The sequence below is a fragment of the Pseudomonas sp. PAMC 29040 genome (assembly GCF_003994535.1).
In the GTDB taxonomy this organism is placed as follows: Bacteria; Pseudomonadota; Gammaproteobacteria; order Pseudomonadales; family Pseudomonadaceae; genus Aquipseudomonas; species Aquipseudomonas paraversuta.
Window position 1 is genome coordinate 48,609 of record NZ_RZAA01000002.1, and the last position, 16,870, is coordinate 65,478.

13 protein-coding genes are annotated in these 16,870 nt (G+C 58.3%); 7 read left to right on the plus strand and 6 right to left on the minus strand.

Annotation, left to right across the window (positions count from 1 at the left end; genetic code table 11):
* Window positions 1–73: 73 nt before the first annotated feature.
* Window positions 74–1,576, minus strand: a complete 1,503-nt coding sequence (gene ppx / locus WG29040_RS03170) for an exopolyphosphatase (protein WP_003438287.1) — start codon at window positions 1,574–1,576, stop codon at window positions 74–76.
* Window positions 1,577–2,049: 473 nt separating this feature from the next.
* Between ppx and trxA the strand changes: the two genes are divergently transcribed.
* The 5 genes from trxA (at window position 2,050) to WG29040_RS03195 (ending at window position 8,502) form a co-directional block, all read left to right on the plus strand.
* The gene (trxA, locus tag WG29040_RS03175) at window positions 2,050–2,379 is read left to right on the plus strand and encodes a thioredoxin TrxA (RefSeq protein ID WP_003438289.1); all 330 of its coding nucleotides are present in this window, start codon (window positions 2,050–2,052) and stop codon (window positions 2,377–2,379) included.
* A 233-nt stretch (window positions 2,380–2,612) separates the two neighbouring features.
* Window positions 2,613–3,872 carry a transcription termination factor Rho gene (rho, locus tag WG29040_RS03180; RefSeq protein WP_003438291.1) on the plus strand — a complete coding sequence of 420 codons (1,260 nt, stop codon included), beginning with the start codon at window positions 2,613–2,615 and terminating at the stop codon, window positions 3,870–3,872.
* Between the two features lie 116 nt (window positions 3,873–3,988).
* Entirely contained in the window at window positions 3,989–5,998 is a 2,010-nt protein-coding gene (locus WG29040_RS03185; protein WP_010656879.1) for an acyltransferase family protein, read from the plus strand.
* A 69-nt stretch (window positions 5,999–6,067) separates the two neighbouring features.
* Window positions 6,068–7,534, plus strand: coding sequence for a 4-hydroxy-3-polyprenylbenzoate decarboxylase (ubiD, locus tag WG29040_RS03190; RefSeq protein WP_003438295.1), 1,467 nt, complete (start codon window positions 6,068–6,070; stop codon window positions 7,532–7,534).
* Window positions 7,534–8,502: a CDP-6-deoxy-delta-3,4-glucoseen reductase gene (locus tag WG29040_RS03195; protein ID WP_003438302.1), complete on the plus strand. Its 969-nt coding sequence runs from the start codon at window positions 7,534–7,536 to the stop codon at window positions 8,500–8,502. The genes ubiD and WG29040_RS03195 overlap by 1 nt, the downstream gene beginning before the upstream one ends.
* A gap of 52 nt (window positions 8,503–8,554) precedes the next feature.
* On the opposite strand, the gene WG29040_RS03200 is transcribed toward WG29040_RS03195, so the two are convergent.
* Window positions 8,555–9,004 carry a hypothetical protein gene (locus WG29040_RS03200; RefSeq protein WP_010656878.1) on the minus strand — a complete coding sequence of 150 codons (450 nt, stop codon included), beginning with the start codon at window positions 9,002–9,004 and terminating at the stop codon, window positions 8,555–8,557.
* Window positions 9,005–9,252: 248 nt separating this feature from the next.
* Here WG29040_RS03200 and WG29040_RS03205 point away from each other — a divergent pair, with 248 nt between their 5' ends.
* Window positions 9,253–9,897: a gamma-glutamylcyclotransferase gene (locus WG29040_RS03205; RefSeq protein ID WP_003438305.1), complete on the plus strand. Its 645-nt coding sequence runs from the start codon at window positions 9,253–9,255 to the stop codon at window positions 9,895–9,897.
* On the opposite strand, the gene glpT is transcribed toward WG29040_RS03205, so the two are convergent.
* Entirely contained in the window at window positions 9,894–11,243 is a 1,350-nt protein-coding gene (glpT, locus tag WG29040_RS03210) for a glycerol-3-phosphate transporter (protein ID WP_003438307.1), read from the minus strand. The two genes, WG29040_RS03205 and glpT, sit on opposite strands and share 4 nt — an antisense overlap.
* 362 nt (window positions 11,244–11,605) lie before the next feature.
* Between glpT and WG29040_RS03215 the strand changes: the two genes are divergently transcribed.
* On the plus strand, window positions 11,606–12,010 hold the full coding sequence (locus tag WG29040_RS03215) for a flagellar basal body-associated protein FliL (protein ID WP_003438309.1): 405 nt from the start codon (window positions 11,606–11,608) through the stop codon (window positions 12,008–12,010).
* A gap of 43 nt (window positions 12,011–12,053) precedes the next feature.
* Here the strand turns inward: WG29040_RS03215 and WG29040_RS03220 are convergent, their stop codons facing one another.
* From WG29040_RS03220 to WG29040_RS03230, 3 genes are read right to left on the minus strand one after another with little or no spacing between them, the layout of a single operon-like run.
* Window positions 12,054–13,172 carry an ABC transporter permease gene (locus WG29040_RS03220; RefSeq protein ID WP_010656875.1) on the minus strand — a complete coding sequence of 373 codons (1,119 nt, stop codon included), beginning with the start codon at window positions 13,170–13,172 and terminating at the stop codon, window positions 12,054–12,056.
* Entirely contained in the window at window positions 13,172–15,904 is a 2,733-nt protein-coding gene (gene rbbA, locus WG29040_RS03225) for a ribosome-associated ATPase/putative transporter RbbA (protein ID WP_003438315.1), read from the minus strand. Before rbbA ends, WG29040_RS03220 begins: the two co-directional genes overlap by 1 nt.
* A complete protein-coding gene (locus WG29040_RS03230; protein WP_003438317.1) occupies window positions 15,901–16,866 on the minus strand; it encodes an HlyD family secretion protein in 966 nt (321 codons plus the stop codon). The genes rbbA and WG29040_RS03230 overlap by 4 nt, the downstream gene beginning before the upstream one ends.
* Between the last annotated feature and the right edge of the window lie 4 nt (window positions 16,867–16,870).

The following is a 16,870-nucleotide window of genomic DNA, read 5'->3' on the forward strand; positions in this document are numbered from 1 at the left end:
GCCGCGGTTATTCTTTAGCACCGCGTTGATACCATCGCCAGGCAAGCTGGTTTCTGCAGAAGTGTTTGTTTGATCAGGACACTGTCAGAACAATCCCGACCCGGGTCAGCCATTGGGCTTCTTGCTCGAAGTCGGCCTGGGTCAAGGGGTTTTGCTCCAGCCAGCCTTCGGGGAAGATCACCTCGAGATGGTCGCCCTCGGCACGCAGCTTCACCTGCGACGCTTCCTGATTGCCACGGATGTGGTAGAACAAAATCGCAAAGCGCAGCAACACGCACAGGCGAATCAGCTTGATGCCTTCGGCGCCGAACTCGGCGAATTTGTCCTTGGGAATATTACGGCGATGGCCGCGTACCAGCAGCGCGAGCATTTGCTGGTCTTCGCGGGAGAACCCGGCGAGGTCGGAGTGCTCGATCAGATAGGCGCCGTGTTTGTGGTAGTGGTAGTGGGCGATATCCAGCCCGACTTCATGCACCTTGGCCGCCCAACTCAACAGTTCACGCCAGATCCCGTCCTTGAGCTCCCATGACTTGGCCACTTGATCGAAGGCACGCAGCGCTTTGCGCTCGACCCTTGCGGCTTGTTCGCGATCTACGTGGTAGCGGTCCATCAGCGAGCTGAGGGTGCGCTCACGCACGTCTTCATGGTGATGACGGCCCAGCAGGTCATACAGCACGCCCTCACGTAGCGCGCCGTCGCAATGGTCCATGCGCTGCAGCTCGAGGGAGTCAAAGATGGCCTCAAGAATCGCCAGGCCCGCCGGGAAAATGGTACGACGGTCAGGCTTGATGCCTTCAAAGTCGATTTTGTCCGCTTCGCCCAGTTTGAACAGTTTGCGCTTGAGCCAGGCCAGCCCTTCGGCGTTGACTTCACCGTTGCCGTGTCCGCCAGCCTTGAGGGCCAGGCCGATGGCGCGAATGGTGCCGGAGGAGCCGATAGCCTCGTCCCAGGTCAGGCGGTGCAGCGCGTGCTCAATACTCATGATTTCGAGGCGGGCAGCGGTATAGGCCTGGGCGTAACGGGCCGGAGTGATTTTACCGTCGCGGAAATAGCGCTGGGTGTAACTCACGCAGCCCATTTGCAGGCTTTCGCGCAGCAGCGGTTCAAAGCGTTGGCCGATAATGAATTCGGTACTGCCGCCGCCGATGTCAGCGACCAGGCGTTTGCCCGGAGTATCGGCGAGGGTGTGCGATACGCCCAAATAGATGAGGCGCGCTTCTTCTCGGCCAGAAATGACCTCGACGGTGTGACCCAGGATCTCTTCTGCGCGCACGATGAATTCGTTGCGGTTGCGGGCTTCTCGCAGGGCGTTGGTGCCCACGATTCTCACGGCGCCCAACGGCATGCCGTTGATCAGTTGGGCAAAGCGCTTCAGGCAATCAAGCCCGCGCTGCATGGATTCTTCGTTGAGTTTGCGTTCTTCGTCGATGCCGGCAGCTAATTGAACCTTCTCACCAAGTCGCTCCAGGATACGGATTTCTCCGTTCTGGGCCTTGGCCACCACCATGTGAAAGCTGTTAGAACCCAGATCAATAGCGGCGATCAGGGATGGATTCTTGCTTTGGGATTGGGGCATGGTTGAAGGGTCTCGGTCGATAACTTCGCCATCGTGCCACGATCAAACGCTCGCGCCAACGCGTAGTATCAGATGCATTGATGTGGCGCACGTAAGCAATGACGTTAGCTGCTCCCGGCGGGTTCGTATTTTGCTGTGCGATTCTTCTTTTTTGTAGAAGCGTGCTGTTAATCCCTTTGCACGGCTCGCGAGCAGGCTCGTTCCTGCAGCGGGTTGGTGCCGATGAAATTCGCCAGCTCCGTGGGCTTTACCCCGATGCATAAACCCCCCGTTTGTCCCCGACTTCCCGGGCGAAGCGCATTTCATGGGTCGCCGCAATCGGGCCCGTCCCGTCGATGGCGCCGGGGCAAAGGTACGGGCGATACCTTTGCTCAAGCAGCTCTATAGTAAGAGTCAATCAAGGGTCAGCTTCCTGAACGCGGTGATGACAGCTATGATGTGCTACGTTTTTGCTTACAACCACGGAGACTTCCATGAGCAGCGATCTTATTAAACACGTCACCGACGCTAGCTTTGAGGCCGATGTTCTCAAGGCTGAAGGCGCTGTACTGGTCGACTACTGGGCTGAATGGTGTGGCCCTTGCAAAATGATCGCGCCAGTTCTGGACGAGATCGCCGAGACTTACAAAGGCAAGTTAACTATTGCCAAACTGAACATCGATGAGAACCAGGAAACCCCGGCCAAGCACGGCGTACGTGGTATTCCAACGCTGATGTTGTTCAAGAACGGCAACGTCGAAGCCACCAAGGTTGGTGCATTGTCGAAGTCGCAGCTGGCAGCATTCCTCGACGCCAACATTTAAGCGTCGATAAAAGCCCCGCAAAATGCGGGGCTTTTTCATGGCTCAGGGACTAGACGCTATGAAACTCAAGTGGTACATTCGGCCCCGCACTGGTTTCTCCACTGCCCCCTGCAAGCCGTCGCCGACGCACTCCTTATCGAATTAGTACGCGATCCTGTCGCCTTCTCTGCGGCGCGGCCTCATTAAGCCAAAAGCTTAATTTCCCCCTCCATAAATGATTACGTCATTCCTATATGAACCTGACTGAACTCAAGCAAAAGCCGATTACCGAACTGCTCGAATTGGCCGAACAGATGGGCATAGAAAATATGGCCCGTTCGCGCAAGCAGGACGTGATTTTCTCCCTGCTCAAAAAGCACGCGAAAAGCGGCGAGGAAATCTCCGGTGATGGCGTGCTGGAGATTCTCCAGGACGGCTTCGGCTTCCTCCGTTCCGCTGACGCTTCTTACCTGGCCGGCCCAGACGATATTTATGTCTCGCCAAGCCAGATTCGACGCTTCAACTTGCGCACCGGCGACACCATCGTCGGTAAAATCCGTCCGCCAAAAGAAGGCGAGCGGTACTTCGCCCTGCTGAAAGTCGACACGATCAACTACGATCGTCCAGAGAACGCGAAAAACAAGATTCTCTTCGAGAACTTGACCCCGCTGTTCCCGACCGTACGCATGAAGATGGAAATCGGTAACGGTTCCACCGAAGATCTGACCGGTCGTGTGATCGACCTGTGCGCCCCGATCGGTAAAGGTCAGCGTGGTCTGATCGTTGCTCCGCCAAAAGCGGGCAAGACCATCATGCTGCAGAACATCGCGTCCAACATCTCGCGTAACAACCCAGAAGTGCACTTGATCGTTCTGTTGATCGACGAGCGTCCGGAAGAAGTTACCGAAATGCAGCGTACCGTTCGCGGCGAAGTGGTTGCTTCCACGTTCGACGAGCCACCAACCCGCCACGTGCAGGTTGCTGAAATGGTGATCGAGAAGGCCAAGCGCCTGGTCGAACACAAAAAAGACGTGGTGATCCTGCTCGACTCCATTACCCGTCTGGCTCGTGCCTACAACACCGTTATCCCTAGCTCCGGCAAGGTACTGACCGGTGGTGTCGATGCTCACGCCCTTGAGAAGCCAAAGCGTTTCTTCGGTGCTGCGCGAAACATCGAAGAAGGCGGCTCGCTGACCATCATCGCTACCGCGCTGGTTGAAACCGGCTCGAAGATGGATGAAGTGATCTACGAAGAGTTCAAAGGCACCGGCAACATGGAACTGCCTCTGGACCGCAAGATCGCTGAAAAGCGCGTCTTCCCGGCGATCAACATCAACCGTTCCGGCACTCGCCGCGAAGAGTTGCTGACTGCCGATGACGAGTTGCAACGCATGTGGATCCTGCGCAAGCTGTTGCACCCGATGGACGAAGTTGCAGCCATCGAGTTCCTGATCGACAAGTTGAAGCAGACCAAGACCAACGATGAGTTCTTCTTGTCGATGAAGCGTAAGTAATACGTTTTCGGGTCTTAAAAAATGGCGTCCCTAGGGGCGCCATTTTTTTGCATTTAAAAGGAAGCTTTTGGGCTGGTACCGGTCAATAAAAACAATATTTCTGGATTTGGACATTGATGAGCTCTCTTGTATATCGCCGGGACATCGATGGCTTGCGCGCCATTGCCGTCATTGCTGTCGTCTTGTTTCACTTCGGGGTGCCGGGGCTGACCGGCGGGTTCGTCGGGGTCGACGTATTCTTCGTGATCTCGGGGTATCTGATCACCTCGATCATCTGGCGCCAGCGCGAGGCCGGTCGCTTCAGTTTCGTCGAGTTCTGGACCCGGCGTGCGCGGCGTATCCTGCCCGCACTGTTCGCCATGATTGCAGTCGTGCTCGCGGTGGGCTGGTTCTTGATGGCACCCAAGGACTACGAGCAACTGGGCCAGTCAGTTCGATACCAGGTGATGTTCGCCTCCAACCTGTTGTTCATGCGCCAGGATGGCTATTTCGATGTGGCCAGCGATTTAAAACCGCTGCTTCATACTTGGTCGCTGGCGGTTGAAGAACAGTTTTATATTGTTTTCCCGCTGCTACTGACCCTGTTGGCCAGTCGCTTCAGGCATTGGCGTCTGGCCTTGTTTGGTGTGTTGCTGATCTCGTTCGGATTAAGCGTGTGGGCTGTTGCGCAACACCCTGAAAAGGCCTTTTTCCTGTTACCGATGCGGGCCTGGGAGCTGTTGGCTGGCGCGATGCTGGCGGTCGCACCGGTCAGTAAGACGCGCCTTACAGCCGCCGCCGCGCAATGCATAAGCTTGCTCGGGCTCGGACTGATCCTTATCGCGGTTTTCGCTTACGACAAAAACACCCCGTTCCCTGGAGCAGCAGCACTGTTGCCGGTGCTGGGTGTGGTTGCCCTGATTTGGGCCAATGAGCATCACAGCACCTGGGTAGGGCGTATTTTGAGTTCCCGCCTGCTGGTAGGGCTCGGCCTGATCTCGTATTCCTGGTACCTGTGGCATTGGCCGGTGTTTGTTTTCGCCAGCTATGCCGACGTGGATGAGCCAGGTCCCGTCCTCACCGGTGCGTTGATCGCACTGACACTGGTACTTGGATATTTGTCCTGGCGCTACATCGAAACCCCGTTTCGTGAGCGTCGATTGTTGGCAGGGCGGCGTCAGATTCTGCTCGCTGCGGGTCTGGGTATCCTGGTTCTGGGGCTGGCCGGGCAAACGCTGCGCTGGACTGACGGTTTGCCGTCCCGCTTGTCCGAGCATGCGTTGCAGTACGCCAATGCCAGCCACTGGCGTCCTGAGTTGATGGCCTGTATCACCGACGACAAGAGCCCCGCCGATACGCCTTTTTGCCGCTACGGCAATAGCGCTTCCGGGTTCGAGCCCGCGCAGTTGCTGGTTTGGGGGGACAGTCATGCCACGGCATTGATTCCGGCGCTGGACGCCAACGCCCGGCAGCACGGGGTTAACGTGATGCTGGCCAGTTCGGCGGGCTGTTTGCCCCTTGAGGGGCTGGAACATGGCGAGCGCTGTGCCAATTACAACCGTCGTGTGGAGCAGGCCCTGAAGACGGAACCGTTCACGGATGTATTGTTGGTGGCCCGTTGGGGCCTGTACCTGTATGGCGACGCCAAGGGCGATCACGGCCATGCATTGAAGGGTGCCGATGGCCGTTATGACCCTGCAGCTGCCGAGCAGAGGCTTGCTGACGGCGTGCGGGCCAGGGTGGAGCAGTTGCGCAAGGCCGGCTATCGGGTCTGGCTCATGAAAGATGTACCGCTGCAGCCGTTCAATCCGCCGTACCGACTAAGCCGCCTGGCCATGCTGCATAAACCGACAGCCGACGTTGGATTTCCATTGGCCGACCACCTCAAGCAAAAAGCATTCATTAACCGCTTGTTCGCGCAAATTGCAGCAGCTGACGCCGGTGTCATGGTGCTGGATCCGACCCCGGCGCTTTGCGACGCCTCGGGTCTGTGTCGTGCGCAGCGCGATGGTCATTCGTTGTACACCGACGACAATCATCTGTCAGAGGCGGGTGCCCGGTTAATGCTGCCAGTGTTGGCGCCGGTGTTCGAAGAGGCGGCAGCTCAAGAGTTGACCGGCGTGAGTGAGGTGAATACGGCCCGCTGAGCAGCGATAAGCTGCCAGCTCACGCCATAGCAGGTAGGATGTACGCCTATTTTGAGGGTGCCAACGTCAATGAAATTCAAGGATCTTCGGGATTTCGTGCAGCAGTTAGAGCAGCGCGGAGAGTTGAAACGCATCCAGATTCCCGTGTCTCCTGTGCTGGAGATGACAGAAATCTGCGACCGCACGCTGCGGGCCAAGGGCCCGGCGCTGCTATTCGAAAACCCGACAGGACATACGATCCCGGTACTCGGCAACCTGTTTGGCACGCCTGAGCGCGTGGCCATGGGCATGGGGGCCGAGTCGGTCAGCGAGTTGCGTGAAATTGGCAAGCTGCTGGCCTTCCTCAAAGAGCCTGAGCCGCCTAAAGGTCTGAAAGACGCGTGGTCCAAGCTCCCTATCTTTCGCAAGATCATTGCCATGGCCCCGAAAGTCGTCAAGGACGCGGTGTGTCAGGAAGTGGTCATTGAAGGTGACGATGTCGACCTTGCCATGCTGCCGGTTCAGCATTGCTGGCCGGGCGACGTGGCGCCGCTGATTACCTGGGGCCTGACCGTGACCAAGGGTCCGAACAAGGACCGTCAAAATCTGGGTATTTATCGCCAGCAGGTGATTGGCCGCAACAAAGTCATCATGCGCTGGCTGAGCCATCGTGGCGGCGCGCTGGACTATCGTGACTGGTGCGAGAAACACCCGGGTCAGCCGTTCCCGGTAGCGGTGGCCCTGGGTGCAGACCCGGCGACCATCCTCGGTGCCGTAACGCCGGTGCCTGACAGCCTGTCCGAGTACGCCTTTGCAGGCTTGCTGCGGGGCAATCGCACCGAGCTGGTGAAGTGCCGTGGCAATGATCTGCAAGTGCCTGCCACTGCCGAAATCATCCTTGAAGGCGTGATCCACCCTGGCGAGATGGCCCCCGAAGGTCCTTACGGCGACCACACCGGCTACTACAACGAAGTCGACAGCTTCCCGGTGTTCACCGTTGAACGCATCACCCATCGGATCAAACCGATCTACCACAGCACCTACACTGGCCGGCCACCGGATGAGCCAGCGATTTTAGGTGTGGCGCTCAATGAAGTGTTCGTGCCGATTCTGCAAAAGCAGTTCCCGGAAATCACCGATTTCTATCTGCCGCCAGAGGGTTGTTCGTACCGCATGGCCATTGTGACCATGAAGAAACAATATCCGGGCCACGCCAAGCGCGTCATGCTGGGTGTGTGGTCGTTCTTGCGCCAGTTCATGTACACCAAGTTCGTCATCGTGACAGACGACGATATCAATGCCCGGGACTGGAATGACGTGATCTGGGCCATTACCACGCGCATGGATCCCAAGCGTGACACGGTAATGATCGACAACACTCCAATCGATTACCTCGATTTCGCTTCGCCGGTTTCCGGTCTGGGTTCGAAAATGGGGCTGGATGCAACCAACAAATGGCCGGGTGAGACCACCCGTGAATGGGGTCGGGTCATCGTCAAGGATGAGGCGGTCACACGCCGGATCGATGACATCTGGAATCAATTAGGAATAGATTGATGCGTGTAACCTTGCAGCCTTCAGGCGCGGTGCTGGAAACTTTGCCTGGAGAGCGGATTCTGAATGCGGCGCAACGCCTGGGCTATGAATGCCCGCAAAGTTGCCGCAATGGTAATTGTCATGTCTGTGCGGCCTTGCTGGTTGAAGGCCAGGTGGAGCAGGCGGGAGAAGTCCGCGATCACGGCGAATTTTATACCTGCCTGGCAGCGCCGCTTGAAGACTGCGTGGTGTTGTGGGACGGGGTGCTTGCGTTGGGAGAGTTACCGGTGCGTAGCCTGGCGTGTCAGTTGATTGAATGTGTCGATATGGGCGGCGATGTCTGGCGCGTACGTTTGCGTGCGCCGGCGGGCAAACCGCCGCGTTATCACGCAGGACAGTACGTGATGCTGGAGCGGGAAAATGGCGAGAAATCGGCTTTTTCCCTGGCCAGTGCCCCGCACTCCGGGCGTGATCTTGAGCTGCACGTACTGGTGCGCGAAGACAGCGCCCGCAGCCTGATCGAGCAGTTGCAGCGCAACAGGATGGTCCGCCTTGAGCTGCCGTTTGGCGACACGCACCTGTCCGAGTTGCCGGACGGCCCGCTGGTCCTGATCGCAGCCGGTACCGGCATGGCGCAAATGCACAGCCTGATCGAGCATTGCCGTGAGAAGGGCTTCCAGCACCCGGTGCACTTGTATTGGGGGGTGCGTCGCCCTGAAGACTTCTACACCCTGGAGGAATGGGACGCCTGGCAGAAGATTCCCAACCTGTTCCTGCACAAGGTCGTCAGTGACCTGTGTGGCTGGGAGGGCCGCTGTGGTCTGTTGCATGAAGCCGTGTGTGAAGACATCAGCGATCTGAAGGCGGTGCATGTCTATGCCAGCGGTTCCCCGGCGATGATCTATGGAACCCTCGATGCACTGGTCAATGCCGGGATGGACCCGCACCAGATGCGCGCGGATGTATTTGCCTACTGCCCGCGCCCTTGAAATCTGTGCAGGAGCGAGCTTCCAACAGCTCGCTCCTGCAGGTTTTTAAGCCTTAGATCCGCAGTCCGGCGGTGATCATGGCGGCATTGAAACCGAGCAACACCAGCTCGGCCGCCACGGGCCCGTAATAGGCCCCGACCGAGGGGATAATCACCGGCGCAACTCCGAAGCGATTGAGCGGGATCTTGTCCTGATACTCGCCGTGATAGCCTTCCAGCAAGCCACCGGTCAGCTTCAAATAGACCGGGTAGTTTTCACTGTCAAAGCGTTTGCCGGCATAGGCGTAATAAGAGCGCTGGCTAAATGAATTGCGAAAAGTTGCTCCGCCCGCAAGCCAGCCTGAAGCGTCGTTATATTCCAGGCCGATCAGATCCTGATTGTTATTGTGCTCGGGGTCTGGCGAAAAGTGTCTGGTATAGACACTGGTCTGCACGTACCAGAAGTCTTTGTCTTTTTGCTGCGTGTCATCCTGGGCCAGCGCAAAGCTGGCATGAGCCAACATAAACAGGCAACAGATTCCTGACTTTCTCATAGGGTGGCCTCTGTCATTATATTGGGGCGCAACACTATAGAGATCTGTGGTGCCAGTTACCTGAACCTGCGCCTTACACAAGTGTAATAAGCCAGGCCGGTTTTTCTAGGTTGCCACAGGTCCGGACCTGCAAGTCATTTGCTTTTTAGTGCTATACCATTCAGGTCGTTACTTTCGTTTACATCATGTAATGCGAGCAGGATCCAAAAGCCTTAGTTATGACTGTTATTGAATCTGTGTGTTTAAACCCGGATTACCCTCCGCGACTCGATCTTGGGGCGCCGTTGACCCCAGAACAACTTCAGCAATCCTTGCAAGCCACCATGGCCTGTCATCAAGGCGGCCCCGTCTGGTTATTCGCCTATGGCTCACTGATCTGGCGCCCCGAGTGTTCGGCGGTCGAACGCAAGCGCGGGCGGGTGCATGGCTATCATCGCGGGCTGTATCTGTGGTCCCACGAACATCGTGGCACGCCGCAATGGCCGGGGCTGGTGTTTGGTCTGGACCGGGGCGGTTCGTGCAGCGGTTTTGCCTATCGGCTGCCTGAAGACAACCTCGATGCCTCGCTCTATGCCCTGTGGCTGCGTGAAATGCCGGTGCCGTCTTATCGGCCGCACTGGCTCACTTGCCGGCTGGAGGATGGCAGTCAGGTGCAGGCATTGGGGTTTGTGCTGGAGCGACATCTACCCAGCTATGCGGGCAACCTGTCGGACGGTGTACTCAGCCAGGTACTGGCCAACGCCAACGGGCGTTACGGCACTACTCGCGATTATGTCGAGCAGACCGTAAGCGCCCTGCGTAGCCACGCCATGCCAGATCTGAATCTGGAGGCGCGGCTCAAGCGTTGCATGTCGTTGTCTTAAGCGTCGGTTGCCCGCTCGGCACTGGCGACATTCTTGTGGCGCAGGGTCGGGATCATGAACGCAATCGCCAACAGGCATGCGCTGATCAGCAGTACAAAGCCGCCATCCCAGCCGAAGTGGTCAACCAGATAGCCCATGGCCGCACTGGCTGCCACCGAACCGCCCAGGTAGCCGAACAGCCCGGTAAAGCCTGCGGCAGTACCGGCTGCTTTCTTCGGCGCCAGTTCCAGGGCCTGCAAGCCGATCAGCATCACCGGGCCGTAAATCAGGAAGCCGATGGAGAACAGCGCGATCATGTCAATGCTCGGGTTACCCGGCGGGTTGAGCCAGTAAACCAGCGTGGCGACGGTCACCAGCGACATGAACACAATGCCGGTCAGGCCGCGATTGCCGCGGAAGATCTTGTCTGACATCCAGCCGCACAGCAGCGTGCCCGGAATACCTGCCCACTCATAGAAGAAGTACGCCCACGAAGTGGTGTCCACGGTGAAGTGCTTGGCTTCCTTGAGGTAAGTCGGAGCCCAGTCCAGGACGCCGTAGCGCAGCAAATAAACGAACACGTTAGCCAGGGCGATGTACCACAGCATTTTGTTACGCAGCACGTATTTGACGAAAATTTCTTTGGCGCTGAATTCGTCTTCGTGGCTGGAGTCGTAACCGGCCGGGTAATCATTCTTGTATTGCTCGATCGGTGGCAAGCCCACGGACTGTGGGGTGTCGCGCATGGTGATAAACGCAAACAGCGCGACCAGCAGGGCAACGGTAGCCGGTACATAGAATGCCGCGTGCCAGTCGTTGAACCAGGCCATACCCAGCAAAAACAGCGGCCCGATCAAGCCTCCGCCAACGTTGTGCGCCACATTCCAGACTGACACTACACCGCCGCGTTCTTTCTGCGACCACCAGTGAACCATGGTCCTACCGCTTGGCGGCCAGCCCATGCCCTGGGCCCAGCCGTTGATAAACAGCAAAATGAACATCATGGTGACGCTGGAGGTGGCCCAGGGTGCGAAACCGAAAATGAACATCACGCCTGCTGAAATCAGCAGGCCGAAGGGCAGGAAGAAGCGCGGGTTGGAGCGGTCGGACACCAGCCCCATGAGGAACTTGGACAAACCATAAGCGATGGCAATCGCGGACATGGCCAGACCCAGTTGACCCCGGGTGTAACCCTCGTCAATCAGGTACGGCATGGCCAGCGAGAAGTTTTTGCGCAGCAGGTAATAACCCGCGTAGCCAAAGAAAATACCCGCGAAAATCTGCCAGCGCAGACGTCGATAAGTACTGTCGATTTTTTCTTCAGGCAGGGGCGCCTGGTGTGCGGCAGGTCGAAAGAAAGCAAACATTCAAGAGCTCCAAATTTCTTGTTATATCAGCGAGCGCGAACGTTACATTTTCGTTACTGAAAATGACAGGCCTTACTTTCTGCTGTTATAGGAAAAATCCCATAGAGCACTTTCATTTGTGAACCTGTTGCCCGGGGGTGAAACCTTCCACAGCCCGCTTGGCAGACGCAACGGGTCAAACTGTCCACAGGCCTGGAGAAACGGGCTGTGGATAAAAAATTAAAGGGCAGGTCTGTCCGTTTATTCGGATCTGTCTCACGCCAGGATCGGAGCCCTACGGCTTTGCGCTAACTGGCCGATAACCAGAAATAGATGTGCAAGCAGCCCCGGCTGCTTCTTCAACCCGTACCAAGGAGCGAATTGTGAAAGCGTGGATTGTATTGATGCTGGCCCTGTCCTGGCCGATGGTGGCGCTTGCAGAAGAAGCCGAAGAGGGCGCGGCCAAGGTCAGCTATGTCACCCTGAACCCGCCGTTCGTGGGTAACTACGGGCTCGATGGCAGTTCCAGGCTCAAGGTGTACAAGGCGGACATTTCGTTGCGCGTGTCCGGAGCCGAGGCGGCCAAGGCGGTGAAAGCCAATGATCCGTTGATTCGTAATCAGTTGGTGGGTTTGTTTACCCAGCAGACCAGCGAAAGCCTGGGCAGTGTTGAAGCCAAGGAGAAGCTGCGCCAGGAGGCCTTGAAACAGATTCAGCAGGTGATGCTCGAAGAGACCGGCAAGCCGATGATCGAGGATTTGCTGTTTAACAATTTAATCGTTCAGTAAGTGCCCGGGCCTGGCGTCTGCAGGCATGTGTTCAGTCCCATGACTAAGACGCCAGGCTCTTGCGAAACCGCGCAAGGGCAATGGCGAAAAATACCAGGCCAATAGTGGTCAGTGCCAACAGGTCCGGCCACACCACTTCTACCCCCGCATCGCGAAACAATATCGCCGCACTCAGGCTCACAAAGTGCGTTGAGGGCGAGCACTGCATCACCCATTGCAACCACTCGGGCATGCTGTCCAGCGGGGTGCTCCCGCCCGATAGCAGGAGCATCGGAATGATCACCGGGATCGCCAGCAAACCGAACTGCGGCGTTGAGCGGGCCAGGGTCGCGAGGAAGATTCCCAGTGCGGTACTGGCAAACAGGTAAAGTGCCGTTACCAGTAAAAACAGGGTCAACGACCCCGCCAGCGGCACGCCGAGGGCCCATTTCACCACGACTTCCAGCGATATCCAGGTACACAGCACCACCACCAGCATGTTGCTCCAGATTTTTGCGAGCATGATTTCCAGTGCCGTCAGTGGCAGGACCAGCAGGTGGTCGAGGGTGCCGTGTTCACGCTCGCGCAGCAGCGCAGTGCCGGTCAGGACGATGGCCAGGATGGTGATGTTGTTGACGATCTGGATCACCGCCAGAAACCAGCCGCCCTCCAGGTTGGGGTTGAACAACGCGCGGCTGCTGAGCAGCGCCGGCGTATTGGCCGCGGCATCGGCCTGCCCGGTGTAGTTGAGCAGTTCGCGCTGGAAGATCCGGCCGATATACCCCGCCCCCATAAATGCCTGGCTCATGGCCGTGGCATCAACGTTGACCTGTACGCCCGGTTCGCGTCCGGCCAGCAAGTCGGCCTGGAAGTTGGCCGGCAGGTTGATCACAAAGGTGTAGCGGCCGCTGTCCATCGACTGGTCCAGCTGATCGTAAGGCAAGTCCTGCGGTGCCTGGAATTCGGGCGGTAGCAGCGACTCCGCCAGTTTGCGCGATAACTGGCTGTGGTCTTCATCGACGATGGCCACGCTGGCGTTATGCACGCCGATGATCGAGCCGGCCGCTGGCATATAGATAGCTACGGTGAAGGCATAGAGCAAAAACAGGAGCAAGACACTGTCGTGACGCAGGCTGGTGAGTTCTTTAAGACCCAGGCGCAGGATGTGCGAGAGCTTGTGCATCAAACCTCCTGCTTCTTGAGCATGATCAGGCTCAGTCCGGTGAACACGACAAAGAACCCCAGCAGTGCCAGGCATTGCGGCCACAGCTGGCGAAGGTCCAGGGCTTTGGTGAAGGTGCCTACGGCTATGTCGAGAAAGTGTCCGGCCGGGAACAGCATGCCCATCAGCGCCGCAGATCCGTCGAGGGAGGAGCGCGGCACGATCAGCCCGGAGAACTGAATGGTCGGCAGGCTGGTGATGATCATGGTGCCCAGGATTGCCGCGATCTGGGTGCGGGTGAATGCGGAGATCAGCAGGCCCATGCTGGTGGTGGCCAGTACATACAAGAGTCCGCCCAATGCCAGTGTGAGTCCGCTGCCTTTAAACGGCACGCCGAACAGCCAGCGGTTCATCGCCACCAGCAATGCCAGGTTGACCAGGCTCACCGCCAGGTAGGGAGCCTGTTTGCCCAGCAGAAATTCCAGCCGGGTCAGCGGCGTGGCGTAAAAGTTGGTGATCGAGCCCAGTTCTTTTTCCCGCACGATGCCCAGTGCCGTGAGCATCGCCGGGATAAACGCGAGAATCAGCGCCATCACCCCGGGGCCGATGGCATTCACGCTGATCACGTCCTGGTTATAGCGGAACCGGGTTTCCAGCCTGGCCATTACCTGCTTGTTTTGCGCCAGGCTGCTTTGTGCGGCCAGTTGCTCAAGGTTGGCCGAGTGTACGGCTTCGACATAGTTGCGGCTGGTTTCGGCCCGAAACGGCATGCCGCCGTCGAGCCAGGCGGCCACGGTGGGCTGGCGTCCGGCGTAAAGATCACGACCGAAGCCCGGCGGGATTTCCAGGGCGATCTTGATTTCGGAACGCTGCAGGCGTTCGTGCAATTGGTCTGCGCTCTGGATGGGCGCGTGCTCCTCGAAATAACGCGAACTGCGAAAGGCTTCAAGGTAGGCGCGGCTCTGGGGGCTTTGATCCTGGTCGTACACGGCGAAGGCGAGGTTTTCCACATCCAGGGAAATACCGTAGCCAAAAATGACCATCATGAACACCGCGCCCAGCAGGGCGAACGCCATGCGCACCTTGTCCCGCAGTAATTCTTTGGATTCGCGGCTGGCGACGGCAATCAGCCGGGCCATGCTGAAGCCGGTTTTGCCCGGTGGCGGTGGTGCATTCACGGCAGCTGCCGGTGGCGGCTCGGCTTGGGTTGCCACGTTGGCGGCCGGATCGTTTTGCGCTTCTTCCAGGCAGGTGACAAATGCCGCCTCCAGGGTGTCGCCGTGGAACTGTTTTTGCAGCGCATCCGGGGTGTCGCAGGCCAGTACCTTGCCTGCGTGCATCAGCGAAATCCGGTCACAGCGTTGCGCCTCGTTCATAAAGTGGGTGGACAGAAAGATCGTCACCCCCTGCTCGCGGGACAGTTCGATCAACAGGCGCCAGAAGTCATCCCGCGCGGCGGGGTCGACGCCGGAGGTGGGCTCATCGAGGATCAGCACTTCGGGGCGATGCAACACCGCCACTGCCAGGGACAAGCGCTGGCGCAGACCTAATGGCAGTTCGCCGGATTGTTGCTCGGCAACCTCTGCGAGGTCGAAGCGCTGGATCAGCTCCTCGATCCGGGTCTGGCTTTGCGCCTTGGGCAAGTCGAAGAGCTGGGCATGCAATACCAGGTTCTGGCGTACGCTCAATTCGCCGTACAGCGAGAAGCTCTGCGACATGAAACCTACGCGCTTGCGGGTGGCCAGGTCTTTGGCGTTAACCGGATTACCCAGCAGCCTGGCGCTGCCTTGCGTGGCGGGCATCAGGCCGGTCAGCACTTTCATGGTGGTGGTCTTGCCGCAGCCGTTAGAGCCCAAAAAGCCGAAAATCTCGCCCCGGCCAATGGCAAAGCTGACGTTGTTGACCGCGGTGAAGTCGCCGAATTTGAGGGTCAGGTTGTGGGCCTCAATGGCGATGTCGCTGTTGTCGCTGGTGCGTGGCGGGATCACCAGCGGTTCATTGTTATGAGCGCTGTCGCCCTGGTAGTGGGTAAAGGCTTCATCCAGCTTGCCGGTAGTGGTGACGGCTGCCAGTTCCCGGCTCAATCCGGCCGCAATCAACTTGCCGCGATCCAGCATCAGGCAGTGTTCGAATTGCTCGGCCTCTTCCATGTAGGCCGTAGCGACCAGCAATGTGAGTTGTGGGCGTTGACTGCGTACGTCATCCACCAGCTCCCAGAAACGTCGCCGTGACAGCGGGTCGACACCGGTGGTGGGTTCGTCGAGGATCAACAGGTCCGGTTCGTGGATCAGCGCGCAACATAGCCCGAGCTTTTGCTTCATCCCGCCGGACAGCTTGCCTGCGGGGCGTTCGGCAAAGCGCTCAAGGTCGGTAGCTTTGAGCAACTGCGCCATACGCTGTTCGCAGTCATCTCTGGACAAGCCAAACAGAGTGCCAAAAAAACGGATGTTCTCGCTGATCGACAATTCCGGATAAAGATTGCCGCCCAGGCCCTGGGGCATAAAGGCAATCAGCGGATACAGGGTGTTGCGATGGCGACGGTCGTCAATGGGGCCGCCAAGCACTTGCAGTGAGCCTTGCTGTAGTTTTTTGACCCCGGCAATCAGCCCCAGCAAGCTCGACTTGCCCGCGCCATCCGGGCCAATCAGCCCGCAGCGCGTGCCTTTTGGCAGGCTGAAGGCAATGTCTAGCAGAGCTTGTTGTTTGCCGTACCTGTGGCTGATGCCACTGGCGTTGAGCGCCAGGTCGCTCATTGCAGGTTAGCCGGCCAGTTCACGTCGCTGGTCCGAACATAACCGGCTCCCGGCATACCCGGTTTTGCTTGAGGTACGGCGGCCGGGTCGGTCAGGCGCAGCTTGACCCGGAACACCAGTTTTTGCCGCTCGTCACGGGTTTCGACTTCTTTGGGGGTGAACTGCGATTTGGCGGCGACAAAGGAGATTTTTGCCGGCAGTGGCTGATCGGGCAGGGCGTCGAGCACGATGCGGGCTTGAGCGCCAACCGCCAGCTTGCCGACCACCGAGGCGGGCAAGTACAGATTCATGTACTGGTCGCTCGGGTCGATCAGCATGAATACCCGCCCACCGGAGCCCAGCACTTCGCCGGGCTCGGCCAGGCGCAACTGGATCACCCCGTTGATTGGCGCTCGCAGGCTGCTGTCTTCTATTTCACTGGTGAGTTGCGCGACGTGCGCTTCGCTGGACACGATGGCGGCTTTGGCGGCGGCAACTTGAGCCTGTGCGGCAACCACCGCGGAGTTGCTGGTATTGAATTTTGCCTGTTGCTGATCTAGCAGCTGGGCGCTGGCAAAACCGCGTTCGGACAGTTGGCGAAAGCGTTTGAGCTCCTGACTGGCCAGCAGTTTTTCGCTTTGGCGCAATTGCACGTTGGCTTCATTGGCCGCCAGGGCCTCACGTGCGCGCTGTACTTCGGCCTGGGCCTGGGCGCGGGTGGCTTCAAGGGTGCGGGTGTCCATGCGGGCCAGTAACTGGCCCTTGGTCACGTGATCACCTTCATCGACCAGAACCTCGGCCAGGCGGCCCGGAATCTTCGCGGCGATCTGCACTTCCGTGGACTCGAGTCGACCGTTGCCCATGCTGATCCCTTCAGGGAGGCGGTCGTGCAGGGATTTCCAGTAACCGAACCCGCCTGCGGCAATCAGCAATATTGCCAAAGGAATAACGAAGTAATGGGAAAGACGGTGATTCTTAGACATGCCG